This window comes from Marinobacter salinexigens (genome assembly GCF_008370345.1).
GTDB lineage: Bacteria > Pseudomonadota > Gammaproteobacteria > Pseudomonadales > Oleiphilaceae > Marinobacter > Marinobacter salinexigens.
The window spans coordinates 301,591-317,039 of sequence record NZ_VTUU01000004.1 but is presented as its reverse complement, the minus strand read 5'-3'; the positions used below and the strand labels follow the sequence as shown (position 1 = coordinate 317,039).

Annotated in this window: 17 protein-coding genes and 1 tRNA gene; 11 read left to right on the top strand and 7 right to left on the bottom strand. The window is 55.9% G+C overall.

Annotated features, from left to right (window positions below):
* The first annotated feature begins 12 nt into the window (after positions 1-12).
* From thiB to FWJ25_RS11050, 7 genes are all read left to right on the top strand, one after another.
* Positions 13-1,017, top strand: a complete 1,005-nt coding sequence (gene thiB, locus FWJ25_RS11080; protein WP_149600343.1) for a thiamine ABC transporter substrate binding subunit — start codon at positions 13-15, stop codon at positions 1,015-1,017.
* Positions 993-2,630, top strand: coding sequence for a thiamine/thiamine pyrophosphate ABC transporter permease (thiP, locus tag FWJ25_RS11075; RefSeq protein ID WP_246166766.1), 1,638 nt, complete (start codon positions 993-995; stop codon positions 2,628-2,630). The genes thiB and thiP overlap by 25 nt, the downstream gene beginning before the upstream one ends.
* Positions 2,623-3,237, top strand: a complete 615-nt coding sequence (locus tag FWJ25_RS11070) for an ATP-binding cassette domain-containing protein (protein WP_149600342.1) — start codon at positions 2,623-2,625, stop codon at positions 3,235-3,237. The genes thiP and FWJ25_RS11070 overlap by 8 nt, the downstream gene beginning before the upstream one ends.
* Before the next feature lie 167 nt (positions 3,238-3,404).
* Entirely contained in the window at positions 3,405-4,451 is a 1,047-nt protein-coding gene (locus FWJ25_RS11065) for an MlaE family ABC transporter permease (protein ID WP_149600415.1), read from the top strand.
* 2 nt (positions 4,452-4,453) lie between these two features.
* Complete coding sequence (locus tag FWJ25_RS11060) at positions 4,454-5,287, top strand: ABC transporter ATP-binding protein (RefSeq protein ID WP_149600341.1); 834 nt, start codon at positions 4,454-4,456, stop codon at positions 5,285-5,287.
* Between the two features lie 5 nt (positions 5,288-5,292).
* Positions 5,293-6,231, top strand: coding sequence for an MlaD family protein (locus FWJ25_RS11055; RefSeq protein ID WP_149600340.1), 939 nt, complete (start codon positions 5,293-5,295; stop codon positions 6,229-6,231).
* On the top strand, positions 6,228-6,830 hold the full coding sequence (locus FWJ25_RS11050) for an ABC-type transport auxiliary lipoprotein family protein (RefSeq protein WP_149600339.1): 603 nt from the start codon (positions 6,228-6,230) through the stop codon (positions 6,828-6,830). Before FWJ25_RS11055 ends, FWJ25_RS11050 begins: the two co-directional genes overlap by 4 nt.
* Here FWJ25_RS11050 and pgsA read toward each other — a convergent pair.
* The 5 genes from pgsA to FWJ25_RS11025 form a co-directional block, all read right to left on the bottom strand.
* Entirely contained in the window at positions 6,827-7,384 is a 558-nt protein-coding gene (gene pgsA, locus FWJ25_RS11045; RefSeq protein ID WP_149600338.1) for a CDP-diacylglycerol--glycerol-3-phosphate 3-phosphatidyltransferase, read from the bottom strand. The two genes, FWJ25_RS11050 and pgsA, sit on opposite strands and share 4 nt — an antisense overlap.
* A 7-nt stretch (positions 7,385-7,391) precedes the next feature.
* Entirely contained in the window at positions 7,392-9,254 is a 1,863-nt protein-coding gene (gene uvrC / locus FWJ25_RS11040; protein WP_149600337.1) for an excinuclease ABC subunit UvrC, read from the bottom strand.
* Positions 9,238-9,897: a UvrY/SirA/GacA family response regulator transcription factor gene (uvrY, locus tag FWJ25_RS11035; RefSeq protein ID WP_149600414.1), complete on the bottom strand. Its 660-nt coding sequence runs from the start codon at positions 9,895-9,897 to the stop codon at positions 9,238-9,240. The genes uvrC and uvrY overlap by 17 nt, the downstream gene beginning before the upstream one ends.
* A gap of 98 nt (positions 9,898-9,995) precedes the next feature.
* Positions 9,996-10,247: a YheU family protein gene (locus tag FWJ25_RS11030; protein ID WP_149600336.1), complete on the bottom strand. Its 252-nt coding sequence runs from the start codon at positions 10,245-10,247 to the stop codon at positions 9,996-9,998.
* An 83-nt stretch (positions 10,248-10,330) separates the two neighbouring features.
* Positions 10,331-11,950 carry a methyl-accepting chemotaxis protein gene (locus tag FWJ25_RS11025; protein ID WP_149600335.1) on the bottom strand — a complete coding sequence of 540 codons (1,620 nt, stop codon included), beginning with the start codon at positions 11,948-11,950 and terminating at the stop codon, positions 10,331-10,333.
* Positions 11,951-12,117: 167 nt separating this feature from the next.
* Here FWJ25_RS11025 and FWJ25_RS11020 point away from each other — a divergent pair, with 167 nt between their 5' ends.
* Together FWJ25_RS11020 and FWJ25_RS11015 are read left to right on the top strand one after the other, a co-directional pair.
* On the top strand, positions 12,118-12,822 hold the full coding sequence (locus FWJ25_RS11020) for an AzlC family ABC transporter permease (protein WP_149600334.1): 705 nt from the start codon (positions 12,118-12,120) through the stop codon (positions 12,820-12,822).
* On the top strand, positions 12,815-13,153 hold the full coding sequence (locus tag FWJ25_RS11015; protein ID WP_149600333.1) for a branched-chain amino acid transporter permease: 339 nt from the start codon (positions 12,815-12,817) through the stop codon (positions 13,151-13,153). The genes FWJ25_RS11020 and FWJ25_RS11015 overlap by 8 nt, the downstream gene beginning before the upstream one ends.
* Here FWJ25_RS11015 and FWJ25_RS11010 read toward each other — a convergent pair.
* Positions 13,150-13,554 (bottom strand): DUF1330 domain-containing protein, encoded by a 405-nt coding sequence (locus FWJ25_RS11010; protein WP_149600332.1) that lies wholly within the window; start codon positions 13,552-13,554, stop codon positions 13,150-13,152. The two genes, FWJ25_RS11015 and FWJ25_RS11010, sit on opposite strands and share 4 nt — an antisense overlap.
* A 225-nt stretch (positions 13,555-13,779) precedes the next feature.
* Here FWJ25_RS11010 and FWJ25_RS11005 point away from each other — a divergent pair, with 225 nt between their 5' ends.
* Both FWJ25_RS11005 and FWJ25_RS11000 read left to right on the top strand, forming a co-directional pair.
* Positions 13,780-14,727, top strand: coding sequence for an AEC family transporter (locus tag FWJ25_RS11005; protein WP_149600331.1), 948 nt, complete (start codon positions 13,780-13,782; stop codon positions 14,725-14,727).
* A gap of 125 nt (positions 14,728-14,852) precedes the next feature.
* A complete protein-coding gene (locus FWJ25_RS11000) occupies positions 14,853-15,131 on the top strand; it encodes an acylphosphatase (RefSeq protein ID WP_149600330.1) in 279 nt (92 codons plus the stop codon).
* A gap of 43 nt (positions 15,132-15,174) precedes the next feature.
* Here FWJ25_RS11000 and FWJ25_RS10995 read toward each other — a convergent pair.
* Positions 15,175-15,265, bottom strand: a tRNA-Ser gene (locus FWJ25_RS10995).
* Positions 15,266-15,449 lie beyond the last annotated feature (184 nt).

The following is a 15,449-nucleotide window of genomic DNA, read 5'->3' as shown; positions in this document are numbered from 1 at the left end:
GGAATACCCGCCATGCCGAACCGCCTTTCCCCACTGCTGTCCGCCGCGCTTTTCTGCGTTGTGTCCTCCGTTCAGGCATCCGAAGAACTGACGATCTATACCCATCCTTCCTTTGCCTCTGAGTGGGGCCCCGGGCCGGCAATCACGGAAGCCTTCGAAGAACAATGCGACTGCCAGGTGAACCTGGTAGCATTGGACAGCGGCGGAGACATCCTGCAGCGGTTGAGACTGGAAGGATCAAGCAGCTCCGCAGATCTGGTGCTCGGGCTGGACACGGGCACCATGGAAACGGCCCGCCAGACAGGGCTGTTGGCACCACACGACATCGACCTGTCTGCGCTAACGCTTCCTGTCGATTGGAGCGACTCGCTTTTCGTTCCCTATGACTGGGGATACTTTGCCTTTGTGTACAACACCGAGCAGTTGCCAACCCCTCCCGCAAGCCTGGACGATCTGATCAACGCGCCAGACGACCTTAAAATCATCATTCAGGACCCCCGCACCAGCACGCCAGGGCTTGGACTGCTGTTGTGGATGCGTAGTGTGTATGGCGATCAGGCGCCTGAGAAATGGGTAAAGCTTAAGAACAAGATTCTGACGACCACAAAGAGCTGGAGCGACGGCTACTTCTCACTGTTTATGAATGGCGAGGCGCCCATGATTCTCTCCTACAGCACCTCGCCCGCTTACCATATGGCAATCGACAAGACCGATCAGTACCAGGCTGTACAGTTTGAGGAAGGCCATTACCTGCAAGTGGAAGTGGCGGCTCTGGTTGAGGCTTCTGAGCATAAAGCGCTGGGCCGGAAGTTTCTGGAGTTCATGCTCACCAGGGACTTCCAGCGCCACATTCCACTGAAAAACGTGATGTACCCCGCCACTGATCTGGGTGCGGAATTGCCTGGCGTGTTCTCGAAGCTGATACAACCTGAAACCACTCTGTATTTTGATCCGGCAGAGGTCGCGAGCAATCGGTCCAGGTGGCTCAATGAATGGCTGGACGCCATGACCCGGTGATGCACCCTCCCCTTTCCCATCCAGGCTGGCAGACCTGGCCCGGTGCCGTGTTTGCGATGGGTATCCTCGGGCTCAGTCTCTCGGGGCTGGGCGCTTTGATCTGGCAATCACCCGGGGTTGATATCACATCCCTCTGGCACAGTTCCTATCTGCGCGGAGTGATCGCATTTTCCTTCTCACAGGCGACCCTCTCGGTTGCACTCAGCCTCTTTGCGGCCATCCCTGTCGCCCGGGCCCTGGACCGTCACCGCAACTTCGCCGGTCGGAGTCTGCTGTTGCGATTGATGGAGCTCAGCCTGGTGCTCCCTACCATCGTCGCTATTTCCGGCCTGGTCGCTATTTATGGTCGACAGGGATGGCTTACCCCCATCATCAGTTACCTGGCACCAGCCCTGGACTGGAATCTCTATGGGCTATCGGGGATTGTTCTGGCCCATGTGTTCTTCAACGCGCCGTTGGCTGCACGCATCCTGCTTCAATCCTTTGAAAATATGCCATCTCAGCAGCGTAAACTTGCCAGTCAGCTCGGATTAGGGTCGCTCTGGCTATGGCGTACCATTGAGTGGCCGGCCATTCGAGGCATTCTCCCCGGCTTGGCCGGACTGATTTTTACCCTCTGCTTTACCAGTTTTGCCATTGTCATGACGCTGGGGGGCGGGCCATCCGCCACCACTCTGGAAGTGGCCATTTATCAGGCCCTGCGATTTGAATTCGATTTTGGCCGGGCCGCGTTGCTGGCACTGGTTCAACTGCTGGTTTGTGGCTCACTCTGGTGGGTTGTAGTTCGCCACAACACCAATGCCGCACTCATGCCCAACAGGGTTTCACAGGAGCATCCGAGCCGTCGTGACAGCACCGGCATCAGCCATATCACCGACAGCTTGATGCTCCTGTTTTTTTCAGCGTTCCTGGTGTTGCCCCTGGCCGCTATCATCTGGCGAGGTCTGCCTGGTCTGTGGGATGGTCAGGTAAGCCTTCTGCTTCCTGCCACGCTTCGTAGCTTTGCGATAGCGTTACCAGCAGGGGCACTGTCTGTCATCGTTGCATTGCTCATCGTGACCGCATCCGGTTCAACTCGATCCCGAATCATTTCGAGGCTGTGCGACATAGCCGCCCATTTCCCGCTGATTATCCCCGCAATCGTCATGGGTACGGGGCTATTCCTGTTGCTCAGGCCGAGCCTTGGCACCCGTTACGACGGATTTGCTCTTGTTGCGTTGATCAATGCGTTGATGGCATTGCCTTTCATAGTCCATTTGCTCCGGGGACCTTTGCAGGGGCTTGATGGCGATACCCTGAAGGTGGCGGACCAGCTCAACATTCGCGGCTGGTACCGTTGGCGCTGGTTGCACTGGCCACGCCTGAGAAAGCCCTTGGCTCTTTCAATGGCCTACGGTACGGCGTTATCCCTCGGGGACTTTGGTGTTATTGCGCTGTTTGGCACCCCCGCACAACCCACCCTCCCGGTGCTGCTGTACCAGCAACTGGGTAGTTATCAGATAGCCTCGGCGGCAGGTACCGGCCTATGGATCATCGCGTTGCTGCTGGCTAACTTTGGAATGTTCAATTTGCTTGGGCGGTCTCCACGCCTGAAAGAGTCCAACCATGCTTGATGTGCAGAACCTGACATTTTCCTATGCCCCGGAACAAACGCCGTGGACGTTCAGTTTTCAGTTAGAGCCTGGGGAATGTATTGCCATTCAGGGCCCCAGCGGGTCAGGTAAATCCACCCTGATGAACCTGCTGGCGGGATTCCTGACACCCCGGAGCGGAGACCTTCTCTGGAAAGGCAGGAGCCTGCTCAAGACAAAGCCCTGGGAGCGGCCGATAACCAGTGTCTTCCAAGAAAACAACCTGTTTGAGCACCTCAATGTTCTGCGCAATATCGGCCTGGGTATCCACCCCGGAATGAAGCTGTCAGTTGCTCAACAACAGGCTGTAGAGAATGGGCTCAGGGAAGTGGGCCTTGGCGGGCTTGGCAGGCGCATGCCGTCCGAGTTGTCCGGTGGCCAGCGCCAGCGAGTCGCGCTGCTTCGTGCCCTGCTTCGCGATCAGCCTTTACTGCTGCTGGATGAGCCGCTGACCGGGCTTGATGCAGAAACCCGGGCACTGCTGCGAAGTATGTTGCTGCAGCATAAGTCCCGGGGTACAGCCATTGTCCTGGCGAGCCATGATGAAGAAGATCGGCAACGGCTGGCGGATACTGTGTGGAATCTCTAAGCTAAGCGGTAAGAGCCTGAAAAACCAAGAGACTGGCAAGTATTGTGAAACCGGCTTCCCGCAATCAAGCATCCGATGAAAGCGGATCGGCGCCCGCCAATCACGGTCGCGTAACCCAAACCAATACCACATTGGCCATTCATGGCGATTGGACGCTGGGCGGCTACATGCCGCAGAAGTCGGTCGTCATGGAGTACTCGGCACGCAACCTCGGAGACCTGTCACTGGACCTTTCCGGCCTGGGTGTTGTGGATACATCAGGTGCCTCACAACTGGTTTCGCTGCTGGGCACAGAGCGCATCCGCAATACACTGGCGCAACCAGGCCTGTTACCGGATGAAACTGCCGCGTTACTCTCTACCGTTTGCGCTGCGATGACGGATAGAACCGAGCCCGCGGCGGAAAAGCACCCCTGGTGGATAAACCTGCTCTCCGAAACCGGTCAACGGGTAGAAAGCCTTTTCCAGCTGCTGAAGATGCTCAACGGGTTTATCGGCCAGACATTAGCCGCCCTGCTCTGGACCCTGCCTCGCCCCTGGCGTTGGAGGTTCACACCGTTTATAGCCGCCGTACAGGATACCGGCCTCAATGCCCTTCCCATCGTCGCTCTGCTGACCTTTCTCGTCGGGGCTGTTGTCGCCTTTCTGGGCGCGACGGTTCTTGAAGAATTTGGTGCCACGATCTACACGGTCAATCTCGTGGCGTTCTCGTTTTTGCGGGAATTCGGAGTGTTACTGGCCGCCATTCTGCTCGCCGGAAGAACCGCCAGCTCGTTTACTGCACACATCGGGGCGATGAAAGTGAATGAGGAGCTGGATGCCATCCGGACTCTGGGCCTCAACCCGATTGAACTGCTGGTTCTGCCGAGGGTCCTGGCGATGATTGTCAGCCTGCCCATCCTGGCGTTTGTCGGCATGATCGCCGGCCTGGTGGGTGGGGCCACGGTATGCGCGCTGGTTCTCGATATCTACCCCGCCCAGTTCATCGCTATCGTCGAGCGGGATATCGCCCTGCGGCACTTTCTTGTGGGGCTTTCCAAAGCGCCTGTCTTTGCCTTTCTGATTGCCGTTATCGGCTGCCTGGAAGGTTTCAAGGTTGGCGGTAGCGCCCAGTCTGTTGGCGAGCACACAACGTCCAGCGTGGTTCAGTCGATCTTCATGGTTATCCTGCTGGACTCCATTGCCGCACTGTTTTTTATGGAAATGGGGTGGTAAACATGCACGAGAACGCCCGCGAACACACGTCTACTTTCTCCAGCGCCCAACCGGTGATTGAGGTCCGGGGGCTGGTTAATCGCTTTGGTAATCATGTTATCCATGACGGCCTGGACCTTGATCTCCAGAAAGGCGAAATTCTCGGGGTTGTCGGCGGCTCCGGCACAGGAAAAACAGTTCTGCTGCGGACCATTATCGGGCTTAACAAACCGGCTGCCGGGCATATCCGGGTCTTTGGTCAGGACCTGGAACAGCTTTCAGCAAGGGAACGTTCCCAGGTGGAACAGCGCTTTGGCGTGCTGTTTCAGGGCGGAGCACTCTTCACGTCCCTGAATCTTCAAGAAAACATTGCGCTCCCCCTGATTGAACATGCCCACCTGCCCCGCCCGGATGCGGAGGCTCTTGCCAGGGTTAAACTGGCTTTGGCGGGTCTCCCTCCGGAAGCCGCTATCAAGTACCCCTCGGAATTGTCTGGTGGCATGGTGAAACGCGCCAGCCTCGCCCGGGCGCTCGCGCTTGATCCGGAAATTCTGTTTCTTGACGAGCCTACGGCAGGGCTGGACCCAATCGGCGCAGATGCATTTGACCGGCTGCTGGTCACCCTCAGGGATGCCCTTGGTTTTACCGTATTCCTGGTTACCCACGATCTGGATACGCTATACGCAAGTTGTGATCGGGTTGCGGTTCTTTCACAGAAGAAAGTGCTGGTTGCAGATACACTGGACCGCGTCGCATCCACCGACGACACCTGGGTTCAGGAATACTTTAATGGTCCACGGGGGCGTGCAGCCAGTCACAGCCCCCACGGCCTGTTACAGCATAATCACCGGGAGTAGTGATCATGGAGCCAAGGGCTCATCACGTGATTATTGGACTGTTTACCCTGGCAGCGTTCGCTTCGGCCATGGTCTTCGCACTGTGGCTGAGCAAATCTTCTGCTGATCGCGACTGGGCCTACTATCAGATCGGTTTTGACCATGCCGTCAGCGGGTTGGCGAAAGGGAATCCGGTTCTGTACAGCGGCGTCCAGGTAGGCGATGTGCTGGAGCTGAATCTCGACACCGAGGACCCGAGCCATGTGCGGGCGCTGATCAGAGTCGACAGCTCCATTCCGATTCGGGAAAACACCAAAGCCAGCCTGATCCTCGCCAATATCACAGGGAGCATGAGCATCCAGTTCAGCGGAGGCTCAACAGACAGCCCCATACTGACGGGTGACGAACAGCGCCCACCCCTGATAGTGGCCGAACCCTCCGCCTTCAGCAATCTCGTCAATAACGGAGAAAGCCTGCTCGCCCAGGCCGAAAGCCTGCTGACAAACGCTAACCGGGTATTTTCCGAGGCGAACATCGACAACCTTGCCGGAATCCTCGCCAATACCCGGGAGGCCTCTGATGCGCTCCTCGCCCAGCGAGAGGACTTTATTGCACTACTGGAGCAGTTTGATGCCGCAGCCATCCGGGCTGAGGAAGCCGCCATCAAGGTCTCTCAGGTTTCTGACAACGCCAACGACATCCTCGATCATCAGGGCCGGGAAGCTCTGGAAGCAATGACGCAAGCCCTCGCCACGATTCACACGGCAACACAGCGAATAGACCGACTGACAAGGGAACACGAAGGTGCTGTCGCCTCCGGCCTGCAAGGTATGGGCGAACTCGCGCCTGCTTTGCGGGAATTGCGCAGTACCCTGCGGAATCTTAATCAGTTCACCCGTCACCTGCAGGAGAACCCTTCTGGCCTGATCTGGGGAGGCGAAACCTTCAAGGAGATATCGGATTGATCACACACGTTGTAAAACGAACTCTGGGCCTGGCAGCGGTTGTCACCCTGGCTGGCTGTACTGTTTTTCCTAACCCGGAACCGCCGAGGGTTATGGATCTGTCGGTCTCCCAGCCGGTTTTCCAGGCGGTAGTTCGCTCGGATAAAACCCTTCGCGTAAACACACCCCAGGCTTCGGAGCCCTTTACCGGAACCCGGATTCTGGCCAAGCCCACACCCTATGAATACAGGGTTTACGGGAAAGTGCGCTGGCGCACGACAACACCGGTGCTGGTCAGGGATCTTCTGACGGAGAGTTTGAGGGCAAGCAACAGCTTTGGAACCGTCATCAGCGATGCCAGTTCTGCAGAAGCGGATGAAACACTGGTGAGCGAAGTGACGGCTTTCCATACCGAAAGCCACGGTGGAGACACTAATGCTGTCATCACCCTGCACGCCCAGATCGTAGACAACCGATCCCGATCGATTCTCTGCTCCAGGAGTTTCAGCAGCCTTGAGCGAGTGCAGAGCGACGATATCGAACGGGTTGCCAGGGCATTCAGTGTTGCCGGAGAAATCCTGGCGAGGGATATCAGCGAATGGGCTGCAACCTGCCGCTAGCTGGCTTTGCTATCAGGAAACAGGTCAGGCCACGCGGCTTTCAGGTACAACCCCATGGACCACAGTGTCAGCCCGGCCGCCAGATACAGCAACGCTATGGAAACATCGGCCCAGATCACTCCGGGAGGAAACGCCAGCAGACCCACGATTGAAGCCATTTGAGCCGTTGTCTTAATCTTGCCGATGTAAGAGACCGCAACACTGGCGCGGCTGCCGATTTCAGCCATCCATTCCCGCAGTGCAGAAATCACGATTTCACGGCCGATAATGACCGTTGCAGGAATCGTCAAGACGATCGCAGCATGCTCTTCAATCAGCACGGCCAAGGCGACCGCCACCATCAGCTTATCGGCTACAGGATCCAGGAAGGCGCCAAACGGCGTGCTCTGATCAAGCTTCCTGGCCAGGTATCCGTCCAGCCAGTCGGTGGCACCTGCGAGCGCAAAAATAGCGGCGCTGACAAGATAACTCCACTCCACCGGCAAATAGAAAATCACCACGAACACGGGGATCATGATGATGCGGGAAAGAGTGAGTATGTTCGGTAAATTCATGCTGTCCTTACTCGTCGTGCAGTGCTGCGTAGATGGCTTCTGCCAACGATTTACTGATGCCCTGTACCTTGGCCATCTCGTCGACACTGGCTTTGCGAATTTCCTGTATACCACCGAAGTAGCGAATGAGTTCCCGGCGACGTTTGGGCCCCACGCCTTCAATACCTTCCAGTGTTGACTGGCGTCGCTTCTTGTCCCGACGGGCGCGATGGCCGGTAATAGCGAAGCGGTGCGATTCATCCCGGATATGCTGGATAAGATGCAGTGCCGGAGAGTCCGCCGGAACCCGGAAGACGTTGTCGGTCATGGCGTCTATCAACTGCTCCATACCCGCCCGCCGAGTGACGCCCTTGGCGACACCAATCAGTGGTATATCAGAAATCCCCAGCTCATCAAAGACTTCCCGGGCAATATTCAACTGGCCTTTGCCGCCGTCGATAAAAACCAGGTCGGGGCGTTTGCCCTCCCCGGCCGTTATGCGCCGGTAACGCCGGGTAAGAACCTGACGCATGGCAGCGTAGTCATCACCGCCGGTGATCCCTTCAATGTTATACAACCGGTAATCACTTTTCAGCGGCCCATTCTCGTCGAAAACCACACAGGATGCGACGGTATTTTCCCCGTGGCTGTGGCTGATGTCGAAACACTCCATCCTTGAGGGCGTTTCTGCAAGGTCGAGCAAATCCCGCAAAGCCAGCAACCGGCGATACACGGTCTCCTTGCTCGCGAGATGGGTCAGAAGAGTCTGACGTGCATTGGTCATCGCCAGTTCAAGCCAACGCCGGCGCTCCCCCCTTACATTGCCCCGAATGCGGGTTTCCCGGTTTGCGGCTTCTGTCAGTGCCTCTGCAAGCAGTGCCTGACCATCTACATCGACCGGTACCAGAATGTCTCTGGGAATTTCACGACGGGTGTTCCCCCCGAAATAATACTGACCAAGGAAAGCGCTCAGCAATTCGCCTTCGGTCTGCTCGATGGAAAACCTCGGAAAATAATCCTTGGTACCCAGCACACGGCCGCCGCGTACAATAATGACGATAATACAGACAATCCCCGCATCCTGGGCAATGGCAATCACATCCGCATCGCCACCCTCGCTGTCCACGGATTGCTGTTCCTGAACATGGCGCAGGTGATTGATCTGGTCCCGGTAGGCCGCAGCCTTTTCAAACTCCAGCGCCTGGGAAGCCTCCTCCATGGCATTCATCAGATCGTGGATGATGACCGGGTTCTTACCCTCAAGAAACATGGTGGCGTGACGGATATCTTCCTGATAGTCCTCGGGGCTGATATAGCCAACGCATGGTGCCGTGCAGCGGTTAATCTGATACTGAAGGCACGGACGATTTCTGTTTCTGAAATAGCTTTCATTACATGATCTTATCCTGAATATCTTCTGTAATACATTAAGACTTTCCTTTACCGCTCCCGAGCTTGGAAAGGGTCCGAACCAGGTACCGCCACCTTTCTTTGTACGGCCACGACGGAACGTCAGTGACGGATAGTCACTGTGAGACGACAGATAGATATAGGGATAGGATTTATCGTCCCGCAGAAGAATGTTGTACGGCGGGCGCAGAGATTTGATGAGGTTCTGTTCAAGCAGGAGCGCTTCGGTTTCACTGCCGGTAATCGTCACTTCAATCGAATGGATCTTCGCGACGAGCGCCTGGGTTTTCGGGGAGAGGCCTGTCTGCCGGAAATAACTGCTGACGCGGTTTTTAAGGTTCCGGGCCTTGCCCACATACAGCACCTCCGAGGCTTCATCGTACATACGATAAACGCCCGGGCGCTCTGTGAGTTGTTTCAGGAAGCTTTTGCTGTCAAACTTCCAGATGTCGCTTTCTGGCTGATCAGACCTTTTCGGCATCCAGTAATCCAAGCCGTACAGCCATCAGAGCAAGCTCAACATCACTGGAAATTTCCAGCTTTTCAAAAATGCGGTAACGGTAGCTATTGACGGTTTTAGGGCTCAGGCAGAGTTTGTCGGAAATGTCCTGAACCTTCTGGCAATCCACCACCATCATGGCAATCTGCATTTCCCGCTCGGACAGCCGCTCGAAGAGCGACAGTTCGCCATCTTCGTCACGATCACCGCCAAGCTGCTTCAGCGCCATTTTCTGGGCAATTTCGGGGCTGATGTAACGCTGGCCAGAATGCGCCATGCGGATGGCACGCACCATCTCTTTGATGTCCGCGCCCTTGGTGATATACGCCGTAGCGCCACTTTGCATAACCCGCGTCGGATACGGATCATCCGCGCAGGCAGTCACCACGATTACCCGTATGGAATCATCAATGCGAAGGATACGGCGAGTCGCCTCAAGACCACCAATTCCGGGCATGCGGATATCCATCAAAACGATATCCGGGCGATCCTTGCGCACAAATTCGATGGCATCTTCACCCGAAGATACCTGCCCGATGACGTCCAGGTCGGGGTTATCGGCCAGCATCCGGGTAATACCGGAGCGAACCAGCTCATGGTCATCGACAACCAGTACCCTGATCAACATTCACCTCGTATACGGCTTTCGAAAACAGCGGAATTGTACTATCTACCGAGGATTCACGGTAGGTAGTGATCAAAATTATGTACTTTGATTGATGCTCAGGCCGGAGCGCCCAGCCCTGCGGTATTCTCCACAGGGTCAAACCAGACAACGAGTTCCCCACGCTTGACTGCAGCCCGTACACGATCCCGTTCTGCCAGTGGATTCTCGGTATCATTCAGACCATGGTAACGGGTGCAATACTCTTCCACCAGCCCGGCCACCTGATCTTCTGTCAGCAGGTCTGTATCGACTACGAATTTTTCCTGGCGTGGGTCAGGCTGCGGTTGGGTACCGGAATCGTCGGACATAGTTCCTCCTGCTGAAATCAACATGGTAAGGATTATGGCCGGGAGGGAGAAGTCCTTTTCTCCCCATTGACGGCTGGTCGGGGTCAGATGGTGTCGGTGGCGGTACGGAAACGGGCAATGACCTGCCGCATACCGACAGACTCCTGGCGAATCTGCTCACTGATGGTTCGGGTGGTTTCAACGTTTGCAATCAGAAAATCAGCACTCTCGTCCAACACGGCAGAACGGCGCCCTACCCGGCCAATTTCGTCCCTCTGGTAAACCACGGCTGAACCGATTTCTGCACTGTGCTTTTCCAGCTCCACAAACTGGAGCCTCAGGCTTTCCAGGTGGTCCCGCAATGCAACCAGGTTGTCGCGGTTATGGCTGCCAGCATTCCGCATTTCTTCCAGCAAACCATCAACACCGCCAACGCCTGAAACCAGATCCTGTACCCATTGTCCGATATCACGGGTTGATTCCGACGTGCGCCGGGACAGCGTTCTGACCTCATCAGCAACTACGGCAAAACCCCGACCATGCTCACCGGCCCGTGCCGCCTCAATCGCCGCATTCAGGGCCAGAAGATTGGTCTGCTCGGCAATATCGGCAATCACACCGATCACCTGTTCAATCTTGCCGGTGGATTCGTTCAGTGTATGAATGGACTCCGACACCCGGGAGATTACATCCACTGTATGTTCCGCAGCCTGCTCGCTGGCAACCAGCCGCTGCTGGACCTCCTCATTCGCGGCCACCGCGTCTTTCACAGTTTCGGCAGACTGGGCTGTCGCACCGTCAATCGCTGACGCCTGATCAGCAATCACCGCCATAGCCTGGGTAACATCCCGGATCTGTTGCCGGGTCTTTTCAGAGGCTTCCTGCAGGGACTCGGCACCAGTATCCAGGGCACCAGAACGGTCATCCAGCCCACCCGCTGCATTGCGGATATCAGCGATAAAATGCTCGAATCGGCTTACCAGGCCGCCGAGCGCCCGGCTTACGCCCGCAACCTCATCACGACCGGTTAATGACGGTACCCTGGTCAGGTCGGAGTTGGTTTCCATGTCGGTCAGATCCCGCTCCATTCTCTGCAGACGGAGGATCACAGACTGCCTCAACCACAAGGTCATTCCGATCACCACCAGCAGGAACAGCAACGAACCGGATGTGAGCCATACCTGCTGGTCCGAAAGGAAAGCGAGGAGCTCGTCAGCGCCACTGGAAACAGCTTCCCGGCTCTGCATCTGGCGCTCATTCATGGCGGACAACATCGGCTCAAGGCTAGGAAACAGATTAAAGTCCACCACCTTACCAACGCTGTAATAGCTTTTCTCGGCAATGCCTTCGGCCATATCATCCATAAGCGCCACGACCTTGGCATATTTTTCGCCATTTTCATCGGCCCACACAGTCAGCCCATCGCTGCTCTGTATGGCCAGCCAGTGTTCCGGCAATCTGCTACGAATCTTGTCAAAGGCTGGCTGGATTTCGTCCCATAGCAGCAGCTGAGCTTTTATTTTGAACGCAAGATCCTGCAGCTCGCGATGATCCTTCTCAAGATCCGCCAGCAGCCAGGACTCCTGCAGGCTGGTACGGATCAGCGTATTCGAAGCCTCTTCAGCCTTAAGAATAATGGTCCAGGACAGGGCTCCCAGCCCTGCCAGAGCAAAGACCGAGAGAAAAGCAAAGCACAGGATTCGGGTGCGAACGGTACCGAACATGACTACTCCAGCGGTGGGATTCTGCGGGCATGTTATGTCGAATTCATGACACTTTTATGTCACATGTCGTGACAGTATTTCGTTCGCCCAGCAGACTTCGCCCTTTTGCCCGCTTTTAAATCGCGCCCGCGTTCTCTATCATCGCCGCTTTTGAAAGACGGATGCCGATGAACCGTTCAGTTTTCCACCTCACCCTTCCGGTCCTCTTTGGATACCTGCCTCTGGGCATGGCCTTTGGGGTACTGTTTTCAACCCAACTCGATTATGCGTGGTGGATAGCACCCCTCATGGGCGTTGTGATTTACGCGGGCGCAGGCCAGATTCTGGCGGTCAGCCTGCTGGCCGCCCATGCGGGTTTACTGGAAGTGTTTGTGGCGATGCTTGTACTTAATGCCCGGCATCTGTTTTACGGCCTGTCGTTGCTCAGGCAGTTCCATGGTGCCGGGTGGCGCAAGCCCTATCTCATTTTCGGGCTCACGGATGAAACCTATTCCCTGTTAACCAGCCGCCCCCGAGGCCCGGATCGCGCCCATGAGCAGGAAATTGATTTCCGGATTACGGCTTTCAACCAGGGCTACTGGGTGATCGGCTGCGCTCTCGGCGCCCTGCTTGGCAAAAATGTCGCCTTCGACAGCACCGGAATCGAGTTCGCACTGATAAGCCTGTTCATCGTACTGACCATTGAACAACTCAAGGCCCTTGGGCAGAGCTTTCCGATTTGGTTAGGGGCTGGAGCCGCAGCTATTGCCGTCATGATACTCCCGCCGGCCCATCAGCTCATCGGTGCCATTGCCATTGTGACAGCCGTGCTGCTGTTGCAGTACGCCAAAACAAGGGATACGGAAAATTTTGAGGGGCAGGAACATGGCTGATGAGATCTACCTGGCCGGCTTTGTGGCACTGGCGGCACTGGCAACCTTCGCAACCCGGGTGATTCCTTTCCTGTTCCTGCAGGGGCATACCGATCATCCGCTGATAAAACATCTTGGCAGATACCTGCCTGCGGCAGTCATGGCTCTGCTCGCGGCGATATTTCTTCAACGCTCGGCTGATTGGAGCACAACAGTACCCGGCGTGGATGCCTTGATACCCGGGCTTCTGGTGGTGGGAGTACATCTGTGGCGACGGAACGCACTGCTGTCCATCGCCCTGGGAACTGCCAGTTATATGGTCATTCAACAGACCGGCTGGCTGGGGGGTTAACTCTGGTTTTCCAGATTGGCGACCAGGCGAGAATCCTGTACCGCCGCAGTTCTGTGCCTGACAATACCTTTGTATTCGTGGCTTTCGATCATCGCCATAAAGGCATCAATGGAAGGATAACGCACCAGCAACACCTGATCCCAGGATTCATCAGGCGGCGCAATTAACGAACCAACACTGCGCCCCGACCAGATAACTTCGGCACCGACGGATTTCACGCAGTCCGCCGCTTCCTGCATATACAACTTGTATGCTTCCCGGCCAGAACGCTCCGGAACATCCTCTTTATAATCTGCCCGCTCTCTGAACCTGAGCAGATTCAACATCACCACTGGCTGGTCTTTCGGGGTATCGGCGAGCACTCTCTCCAGTTGCTCGGGGGTGGGATTTACGGACTCCATTCTGATCCTCTTGTTCTGCACCATGTGCGGCCTACTATAGCCCACTCTTATGGCGGGCACACAAGCGTTTTCTGCGTTTTTTTCGATATGGTAACAGTCCAAATACCACCAGAATTAGACGAATAGCCAATATCCGCTAGGTAGCTTACTACCCGCCCATTCAATACACTGATCGGCTCCCCGGGGCCTCCCCCTTCTACTCTCTTTCGAAATCTGTGAGCCGCCATGACCATAGCTGACGTATTCCTTCAGACCCTTGAAACGACACTTCCCGTTTTTGCCATGGTCTTTATCGGAATGGGTCTTAAAAGAATCGGCTGGATTGACACATCGTTCATTCATACAGCCTCTGCCCTGGTGTTCAAGGCCACTCTGCCCACTCTCGTTTTCCTCAGCATTATCCGGGCTGACTTGAATGTCGCCCTGAACCCCGGCCTGCTGGTGTTTTTCCTTTGCGCAACACTGGTGAGCTTCGGCCTGACGTGGGCCTGGGCACGCTGGCGCGTCGCACCTGATGACCGGGGCGTCTATGTACAGGGAGCCTTTCGGGGCAACTGCGGGATTGTGGGATTAGCACTGGCTGCCAATCTCTATGGTGACTTCGGCCTGTCGGCGGGTGGCATTCTGCTCGGACTGGTCATCATCTCCTACAACGCGCTTTCCGTCATCGTCCTGCTTGCTCACCTGCCGGGCCAGAGCGCAAGTTGGCAAAAGATCCTGCACGACATCAGCAGAAATCCACTTATCCTCGCGGTGGTTTTCGCAATCCCCGTCGCATGGCTTGACCTCCAGTTTCCCAAATGGATCATGACATCCGGCGACTACTTCGCCTCATTAACCCTGCCATTGGCCCTTCTGTGCATCGGCGCCACAGTGTCCCTGAACTCGGTTCGCGGCGACAGCAGTACAGCCATAAGCTCCAGCCTCATGAAAATGGTCGTCATACCCGCACTCGGCACGCTCGCCGCCTGGCTTGTCGGCTTTGAGGGACCCGAGCTTGGGCTCCTGTTCCTGTATTTTGCCAGCCCCACAGCTGCTGCGAGCTTCGTGATGGTGAAAGCCCTGGGGGGCAATAGCCGTCTCGCGGCCAACATCATTGCGCTCACCACACTGATGGCCAGCGTAACGGTGACCCTTGGAGTATTTATTCTGCGCAGCACCGGTCTCGGCTGAGGGCACATCGGTGTTATCTACAGGTGGCATCTACAGGTGCTATCTACACACTTGAAGCCTATGGCCCGGTGGCAGTAAATTCAGAGGAGCACATACTGATGCCCTATTTTGAAAAGGACAGATGAATGACCGAAAAGCGATGGCATATTCTGGTTTCCGGCATTGTTCAGGGCGTTTACTACCGGGCATCAACGGAACAAGAGGCAAGGAAAATCGGGATCACCGGATACGCCAGAAATCTGCCTGACGGGCGGGTGGAAATTATTGCTGAAGGTACTGACCGGCAATTATTGCAGCTCAAAGAGTGGTGCCATCAAGGGCCGCCCGCAGCAAGTGTGGATGCCGTCGAAGTCAGCGAACAGTCTGCTACCGGAGAATTTTCAGAGTTCGGGGTTCGTTACTGAGAGGCAATAAAAAACCCCGGCATTTCTGCCGGGGTTCTCTTATTGGCGGAGAGGGAGGGATTCGAACCCTCGATACGCTATTAACGTATACACACTTTCCAGGCGTGCTCCTTCAGCCACTCGGACACCTCTCCAATAAACTGTTTCAAATCAGCAACCTCGTCGCTCATTTGAGGGCGCAAACTTTAATGGTTTTTCCCCCGCTTGGCAACTCCCTTTTGAAAATTCTCGAAAAAAATTCCCTGGACGCAGGCGCAGGCTAACCAACCGAGCATTTGCAGCGTATGGTTAGGGTCATACTCATAACAACAAGGAAAT